The 7,803-nt window shown below is 30.2% G+C and carries 14 protein-coding genes; all 14 read right to left on the bottom strand.

The window, feature by feature from the left end:
• On the bottom strand, window positions 1–502 hold a 502-nt coding region (locus ACWXVS_RS01710; protein WP_455994715.1), incomplete at its 3' end, for a hypothetical protein.
• A gap of 183 nt (window positions 503–685) precedes the next feature.
• Window positions 686–883, bottom strand: a complete 198-nt coding sequence (gene rpmF, locus ACWXVS_RS01705; RefSeq protein ID WP_438340879.1) for a 50S ribosomal protein L32 — start codon at window positions 881–883, stop codon at window positions 686–688.
• Between the two features lie 15 nt (window positions 884–898).
• Window positions 899–1,264 (bottom strand): 50S ribosomal protein L17, encoded by a 366-nt coding sequence (gene rplQ / locus ACWXVS_RS01700; RefSeq protein ID WP_438340880.1) that lies wholly within the window; start codon window positions 1,262–1,264, stop codon window positions 899–901.
• Window positions 1,264–2,325 (bottom strand): DNA-directed RNA polymerase subunit alpha, encoded by a 1,062-nt coding sequence (locus tag ACWXVS_RS01695; protein WP_438340881.1) that lies wholly within the window; start codon window positions 2,323–2,325, stop codon window positions 1,264–1,266. Before ACWXVS_RS01695 ends, rplQ begins: the two co-directional genes overlap by 1 nt.
• A 33-nt stretch (window positions 2,326–2,358) precedes the next feature.
• Window positions 2,359–2,736: a 30S ribosomal protein S11 gene (gene rpsK, locus ACWXVS_RS01690; protein ID WP_438340882.1), complete on the bottom strand. Its 378-nt coding sequence runs from the start codon at window positions 2,734–2,736 to the stop codon at window positions 2,359–2,361.
• A 2-nt stretch (window positions 2,737–2,738) separates the two neighbouring features.
• On the bottom strand, window positions 2,739–3,107 hold the full coding sequence (rpsM, locus tag ACWXVS_RS01685) for a 30S ribosomal protein S13 (protein WP_438340883.1): 369 nt from the start codon (window positions 3,105–3,107) through the stop codon (window positions 2,739–2,741).
• A 4-nt stretch (window positions 3,108–3,111) separates the two neighbouring features.
• Window positions 3,112–3,225, bottom strand: a complete 114-nt coding sequence (rpmJ, locus tag ACWXVS_RS01680; RefSeq protein WP_438340884.1) for a 50S ribosomal protein L36 — start codon at window positions 3,223–3,225, stop codon at window positions 3,112–3,114.
• Window positions 3,226–3,239: 14 nt separating this feature from the next.
• A complete protein-coding gene (gene infA / locus ACWXVS_RS01675; RefSeq protein ID WP_438340885.1) occupies window positions 3,240–3,476 on the bottom strand; it encodes a translation initiation factor IF-1 in 237 nt (78 codons plus the stop codon).
• A complete protein-coding gene (gene map, locus ACWXVS_RS01670) occupies window positions 3,476–4,228 on the bottom strand; it encodes a type I methionyl aminopeptidase (protein WP_438340886.1) in 753 nt (250 codons plus the stop codon). Before map ends, infA begins: the two co-directional genes overlap by 1 nt.
• Window positions 4,222–4,893, bottom strand: a complete 672-nt coding sequence (locus tag ACWXVS_RS01665) for an adenylate kinase (protein ID WP_438340887.1) — start codon at window positions 4,891–4,893, stop codon at window positions 4,222–4,224. Before ACWXVS_RS01665 ends, map begins: the two co-directional genes overlap by 7 nt.
• The gene (gene secY, locus ACWXVS_RS01660) at window positions 4,887–6,359 is read right to left on the bottom strand and encodes a preprotein translocase subunit SecY (protein ID WP_438340888.1); all 1,473 of its coding nucleotides are present in this window, start codon (window positions 6,357–6,359) and stop codon (window positions 4,887–4,889) included. Before secY ends, ACWXVS_RS01665 begins: the two co-directional genes overlap by 7 nt.
• Window positions 6,359–6,793 carry a 50S ribosomal protein L15 gene (gene rplO, locus ACWXVS_RS01655; protein ID WP_455966484.1) on the bottom strand — a complete coding sequence of 145 codons (435 nt, stop codon included), beginning with the start codon at window positions 6,791–6,793 and terminating at the stop codon, window positions 6,359–6,361. The genes secY and rplO overlap by 1 nt, the downstream gene beginning before the upstream one ends.
• Before the next feature lie 23 nt (window positions 6,794–6,816).
• Window positions 6,817–7,452: a 30S ribosomal protein S5 gene (gene rpsE, locus ACWXVS_RS01650; protein WP_444705164.1), complete on the bottom strand. Its 636-nt coding sequence runs from the start codon at window positions 7,450–7,452 to the stop codon at window positions 6,817–6,819.
• The gene (gene rplR, locus ACWXVS_RS01645) at window positions 7,452–7,799 is read right to left on the bottom strand and encodes a 50S ribosomal protein L18 (RefSeq protein ID WP_438340891.1); all 348 of its coding nucleotides are present in this window, start codon (window positions 7,797–7,799) and stop codon (window positions 7,452–7,454) included. Before rplR ends, rpsE begins: the two co-directional genes overlap by 1 nt.
• Window positions 7,800–7,803: the final 4 nt, after the last annotated feature.

Genomic DNA, 7,803 nt, shown 5'->3' with positions numbered 1-7,803 from the left:
GTTTTGCAATCTTTTCTTTAGGCAAAATATTTGGCTTATAAGGTATATATTTTTTTACAAAAGTTTTTTGTCTTTTTATTGTATTTTTATGAGCAAAAGCACTTAGAAATCCGCTTTGCGTAAGTCTTCTTGTTAATTGACTATATGATATTTTTACATTAGCTATTCTCTCATAAAACAAACAGTAAGACATATATGAATTACAAGAACTATTTTTTGTTCCAGCAATCAATTTTTCACTTTCGTATTTTTTCCCATAATTGATAATTAAATCATTACTGTAAATCTTTTTTCTATCGCCTCATTGATTACCATGCGCTAAGTTAACCTCTTTTTTGCATAATTTAGCATTTCTTAATTTTTGTTTTAATCTTTTTATGGTTGATATTGAACATTTTGCTTTTAAAGATAATTGCTTATTTGTTAAATTAGAATATGTAGTTATAACATCTAATTTTCGTTTTCTATTTAATTGAAAATAGTTTAATTCTATTTCATGCATAATAAGACCACCTATAACATTTTACTATATATGTTAGGTGGCTCATTTTTGTTGCAATTTAACGTATTTTTGAAATTATTAATAAAAAAATATAATCCAATATAGATAATATCTTTTACTAAAAAAGTCAAGTATAACTTATTAAATATAAAACACCAAGTCAACAACTTGGTGTTTCTAAAATTATTTAATTTTATCATTAATAACATTTTTAAGAACTTTTTCTTCCTTATAAAATCCACAATATCTACATGCTTGGTGAGGAATAATTGATTGTTTGCAATGCTTGCATTCTACTAACGTAATAGGACTTAATGCATGATGACTTCTTCTTAAATTTTTTCTTTGCTTTGAGGTTTTTCTTTTTGGAACTATAGCCATAATTTATCTCCTATTTTATACTAATTTAATAATTGCCATTTTAGCATTATCGCCAGCACGGTTATTAATTTTAATTATTCTTGTATATCCGCCATTTCTTTGGGCGTATTTTGATGCTAGAACATCAAATAAATATTGTAACGAATCTTTGTTTTCAACTTTTGAAGGAATAAGTCTTAAAAATTTAGCTGCTTGTCTTCTGGTTGAAAGGGTATTTTTCTTTCCGAGTGTAATCATCTTTTCTGCATTTGATCTAATTCTTTTAGCTCTTTCAAGAGTGGTTTTAACTTGACCGTTTACCAATAAATCGGTAACTAACGATCTTTCTACATGGTTTCATCATTCAGTATTTCTACGAAATAGTTGTTTTGGGTTAGCCATTATTCTTCTCCCTCATCTGATTTTTTAAGTTGTTCTAGTGAATCTATCGTGGTGTCGCTTTCGAAATCAGCATCATTGCCAATTCTATTTTTTCAATCATTTCTTTTATCAATAATATCTTGAATTGATTTTTTACCTAGGTTTTTAATATTTGCCAATTCTTCATCAGTTAAATTTAATACTTCTTCAATAGTGGTGAATTTTGCTCTTTTTAAAGCATTTTCTGATCTTACTGATAAGCCAAGTTTACTGATTGATACAGATGACTTAATTTCCTTATCTTTTTTATCTTTATTTTCTTCGAATAATTCTATCGATTCCAAAGCATCAATATTACCAATGATTTGAAAATGAGCAACAATAATCTTAGCAGCCTGTTCCATCGCATCTTTTGCTGTAATCGTGCAATCGGTTTCTAGTTTAATTTTTAATCTTTCTTCAACTAATTTAGATGAACTATTTAATTCCTCAAAAGAGATTGCACATTTTTTAACAGGACTAAAATCACTATCCATTGCTAAAAATTGACCATTTTTAATATTTGATTCTAATCTTGAACCATATTGACTAATTACATTCTTATTTTCTTCAAAATCAACAAAACCGCGACCTTTTCTTAAAAATAATTCAAATTCTAATGAGCCACCTTTGGCTATATTAGCAATGTATTGATCTTTATTTACTATTTCTAGGCCACTAACCTCAGGAATATCATAAGCATAGATTTCGCCTTCCTTATTGGCCTTAAATGATATTTTTGCTAAGTTATCTTTTTCAAACATTTCTTCATTGTAAACAAAACGGATGCTTCTTATATTTCTAACTAATGTTATCGCATCTTCTTGTAAACCACTAATTGTTTGAAATTCATGTTCGACATTATTGATTTTAATCGCAAATGGAGCAACTGATGTAATAGAAGAAAGTAAAGTTCTTCTTAAAGTAGTCCCCATTGTATTTGCATAACCACGCGATAATGGTTCGATTACAAATGTTGTATTAAAATCATTTACTTTTTCAGCGACTAATTCTTTATAAGTAATTTTTTGAATTTTTTCCATAATATCCCCCTATGTTATCCTTGTAAATCTAAATTATTTTTCTCTTTTAAGAATTTTCTTTGGAGGACGAGTACCATTGTGAGGAGTAGGAGTAACATCCTTAACATCCTTAATTGTAAAACCACTTGTTTCAATTTGCTTGCGAGCTGTTGATTTTCCAGGACCAACACCCTTAACCATAATCGACACTTCCTTTAAACCAAATTCTTTGGCTTTTTCAACAGCAGCAGCTGCGGCTAGGCCAGCAGCATATGGAGTTTTCTTCTTCGTACCTTTATATCCAATTGCCCCCGAAGAAGATCATGCAAAAACATTTCCCTTTAAATCTGAAAAAGAAACAATTGTATTTTGGTATGTTGAGTGAATATGCGCAATACCTTGCGTAACAACTTTTTTGTTTTTCTTAGCCATTATTATTTACCTTTCTTTCCAGCAATCGTTTTTCTTGGGCCTTTTCTTGTTCTTGCATTTTTCTTAGTTGATTGGCCTCTTACTGGCAATCCTTTTCTATGTCTAATACCACGATATGATTTAATTTCCATTAATCTTTTAATATTTAGATTAATTTCTCTCTTTAAATCACCTTCAGTAGTATATTGTTTAGCTTCATCTCTAATGCGTGTTAATTCTTCTTCACTTAATTCTTTAACTCTTTTTTCTCCATCAACATTTGCGGCAGCTAAGATTTGCTTAGCAATTGTTGGACCTATACCAAAAATATATGTTAGAGAAATACGAACTTTTTTATTATTTGGAATTTCTATATTTAAAACTCTAGCCATTTTTTTATCCTTGTCTTTGTTTGTGTTTTGGGTTAATGCAAATTACTCTATTAACGCCGTGTCTTTTAATTATTTTACAGTCTTTGCAAATGCTTTTAATCGATGCTCTAACTTTCATAATTCTCCTTAGTTTTATTTATGGCGAAAAACTATTCTGCCTAACGTTCAATCAAAAGGACTGATTTCAACATCAACCATATCACCGGGAATAAGTTTAATGTTATGTAGAGACATTTTTCCTGAAATATAAGCCTTAATTTCAAGATTATTTTCTAACAAAACATCATAATTTTTTGTTGAATGCATCTTGGTAACTTTACCAGTCATTTTAATAACTTCTTCTTTTTTATCTTTCTTGTTTTTTCCCATTAAATGTTGTCTCCTGATAATATATATGCTTCACCATTATCAATTAATACTGTTTGCTCGTAGTGCGAAGTATTAAAACCTAATGGATCAATAACAGTTCAATTATCTTCTTTAATTAATGTTTTTTTTGACTTTTGTAAAATCATTGGTTCAATACAGATAACCATACCGTTTTTAATAAAATCACCTGTATTTGGAATACCGTCATTATTTATAAGCGGATCTTCATGCAAACTTTTGCCTATACCATGGCCGCAAAATTCATCAGGTGTATAATAGCCTTTTTGACGAATATAATTTCCGATTGCAGCAGATATATCACCAAAGCGTTTACCTACTTTAATTGCATTAAATCCTGCATAAAAAGCGTCTTTTGCAACTTGAATTAATTCCTTATCTTTTTGTGTAATATTGCCAACACCTTTTGTAAAGGCAGAATCAGAATAATATCCTTCCCATACTACCCCGGTATCAATTTTTACAATATCCCCATCCTTAACAACATAATCAGAAGGGATACCATGAATTAATTCTTCATTAACTGAAATACAACAAGTTGCAGGAAAACCATACATATCTAAAAAAGCTGGTTTTCCTCCTCTTTTCTTAATTTCTTTAAAAGCGACGCTATCAATTTCTTTTAAAGAAACGCCTGGTCTTATAAAGTCTCAAAGAATTTTTTTGACTTCTGCCAAGATTGCGCAGGCCTTTTTAATTTTTTGAATTTCGATTTGATTCTTAATTTTTATCATTTCAAGGCCTCTTTAACGTCATCAAACACTTTTTTTAATGATTGATAGCTATTTACTTCTGAAACTATATTCTTTTTTTTATAAAAATCTATTAAACATTTTGTTTGATCGTTATATATCGCAAGACGTTTTAATACTACTTCTTCTTCATCATCAGCTCTTTTGACAACTTCTGTTTTACAATGTTTACAGAATTTGTCATTAGCTGGTGGGAATGATTCTAGGTGATAAATTGTTTTACATGAAGGACAAATTCTACGCTTCGATAAACGTTCAATAATTTGTTCATCGGTAATATTTAATAAAATAACTTGGTCAATATAAATCCCTTTTTTTTCAAGTGTATCTAAAAACTCAGCTTGATCAATCGTTCTTGGAAAACCATCAAGAATAAAAGGTATTTTCTCATTAACTAAGCTAGTTAGTTTATTTTCAACTAGCTGATTAGTTATATTATCATCAACATATTTTCCTGATTCTAATATGTTTTTAATTTTTAGCCCTAATTCTGTTTTATTTTTAATTTCTTGACGAAACATATCACCAGTTGAAAGTTGAAAATACCCAAAATTTTCAACTAATAGCTTAGAAAGAGAACCCTTGCCAGCACCTGGTGCACCTATAAAAATCAAATTAGGCTTCTTAATTTGACATCTTTCTATCATATTAAATCTTCGTCTTCTCCATATACTTCTTTTAATTCTTTAATCATTCGTCTTCTTCGCGCAAGTTCCTGTGATTTATATCTTGCTTGAATTTGTTGAACGGTTTCTGTTGCTGTTGAAACTAGAATCATTATTGATGTTCCACCAAACGCTATTGGTGCAGGCATTCCAAACATTTGTTGAATAAATTGCAATGCCCCCAATATTATTAAATACCCAGCAGAAAAGAATGATAATCTTAACACAGTATTTAATAAATAATTTTCAGTTTGTTCACCCGGTCTAATTCCAGGAATAAACGTACTGCTTTTTGCAAAATCCTCACTAATCTTATCAATTTTAGATTGTTGTATTCCCATTAAAATAGTTAATCCAAATGTTATGATAACAAATAAGAAGAATCCTAATGGTTGTGTTAGTTGAAGATTTGAATAAACTCATTGATAATATCTACTTGTATTAGGATCAAATAACCCTGCAATCAATGTAGGAACAGAAAGAACCATCATTGAAAAAATTACTGACATAATTCCTGCTGGGTTTGCTTTGATAGGTAGATAACTTAATTCTTTTTCCGTTTTAGATAATCCTGCCCCAACTTGTTGAATTGGAATTTTTCTTTCAGCAAGAGTAAATAATATTACAACAAAAATTACTAATAAATACGCCAGTAAATAAACAATAAAGTTTAGTGTTTCCTTTAAAACAACCGAATTATTATTTTTTACTGATGGCATATAGTATTCAAAAGCATGTCTGAAGGTTGGAACTAGTGAGCTAGCAATTCCGACAAAGATAATTAAGCTCGTTCCATTCCCAACACCTTTATTTGTTATTTGTTCTGATAAAAATAAAGAAAAGAATGATCCGGCTACTAACAATAAAGGAAGAATCACTCATTGATAAGCAAAGGTTCCTTTTTCGCCAAGAGACTTAACTAAACTATCAGAAAATCTTATACCAAAATTATCAGTCTGTGGATTTACTAATGCTCTTGTAATCAATATTGCTTGAAATATTGCAAAGAACAATGTAACAGTATAAGTTATAAAATTAATTTTTATTCTACCCAATGGACCTGATTGACTTAAACGATGAACCGCCGGGAATGCTTTTGTTTGCAAAATCATCATTACTAGCGATGAAGAAATAAAAGGTCCAATCCCCAAGGCGACTATGGAGAATCTACGTAATCCACCACCACCTACCAAGTTTAAGATACCAAAGAAATCACCTTGATTCAATCTGTCTTGATGTGCTAATTCAACACCTGGTAAAGTAATAGTACCAGCTATTAAGAAAAGTGAAATAACAAAAAGAGTAAATAAGATCTTCTTAAAAAGACCATGATTTTTTCATCATTCTGATCACGAGTTTCTTTTTTTAGCAAAAAATTTATCAATTGCTAATTTGCGCTCGAGTCTTTTGTTATATATTTCCTTTTCTACTTTAGATCTTTTAGCCATTATTGAACCTCGATTTTTCCTCCAGCTTTTTCAATAGCTTCTTTAGCTGATTGTGAAAGAGACGGAATTGAAACAGTCAACTTTTTAGTTAGTGTTCCTCTTCCTAAAATTTTAACCGGCAATACTCCCTTGATAAGGTTTTTTGCTATCAATGTTTCATAAGAAACAACTTCATTGTTTGTATATTTTTCTTCTAGCGAAGAAATATTAACAATTTGGAATTCAACATGATTTACATTATTAAAACCACGTTTAGGAATTCTTCTGAATAGTGGTAATTGTCCACCTTCAAAACCTAGTCTAACTGTACTTCTTTTTGTTTGTCCACTTTGCCCTCTACCAGCTTGTTTCCCTTTACCGGCAGCATGACCACGTCCGACACGATGTTTTTCTTTACGAGCGCCAGGTGTTGCTTTTAATGTATGTAATTTCATAAATAACACTCCTTAATATTATATTATTTAGCTAATAAATGCTTTACATCAATGTCACGTAGTTTAGCAATTTCTTCAACTGTTTTAATCTTCTTAAGTGCATTAACTGTGGCATGAACAATATTGTGTTTTGTTCTTGAACCATATGTTTTTGTAGAAATATCGGTATAACCAGCTAATTCTACAACAGCACGCACTGTATTAGAAGCAATAATACCAGCACCTTTAGGAGCGGGACGTAGTTGTACTTTTGAAGCTAGGAATTTTTCTTTTATTTCGTGTGGAATGGTTCCGTTAACTATAGGAACGTTGAATACATTTTTTTGTGCATCTTTAACTGCTTTTTTAATAGCATCTTGAACTTCATTTGCTTTTCCGTGTCCAAATCCAACTTTACCTTTTTTATCGCCGACAACAACATATGCTGAAAATGAAAATCTTCTTCCACCTTTAACAACGGTTGTAACTCTGGCAATATCAATAACTTTTTCTTCAAAAATCTTAGCTGCAGGAGTTGCACTAAATTGTTTCTTGGGAGCAAAAGCTTTTCGTTCAGTAGTTGCTTTATTATTTTCTTTTATTTCTGGTTTTTTAATAGGTGAAACTACCTTAGTTTCCTTAGCTACTTCAGTATTTTCTTTCTTTAATTCTTCAGCCATTAGAACTTAATCCCTTCTTCTCTTAATGTGTCTGCAAATGCTGCTAATTTACCATGATAAATATAGCCTGAACGGTCAAAAACGATTTCAGAAACATTTACTTCTTTTAGTTTTAGAGCAAATTGCTTTGCTACCATTTTTACTGCCTCAATATTATTCCCTTTTTCAGATAATTGTCTAGTTGAAAATGAAGCTAATGTTGTATGTGTTTCATCATTGACTGCTTGCGCATAAAAGTTATGTAATGATTTAAATACAACAACACGTGGTCTTTGTGAAGTACCTTTTGCTAATTTATTAGTAATTTTTAAATGTTTAACTTTACGTCTTTCATTTCTTGATAACATAATT

The organism is Mycoplasma sp. 327 (assembly GCF_053851655.1).
Note: the sequence above shows the minus strand (reverse complement) of the source record. Positions and strands in the feature narration are given on the sequence as shown.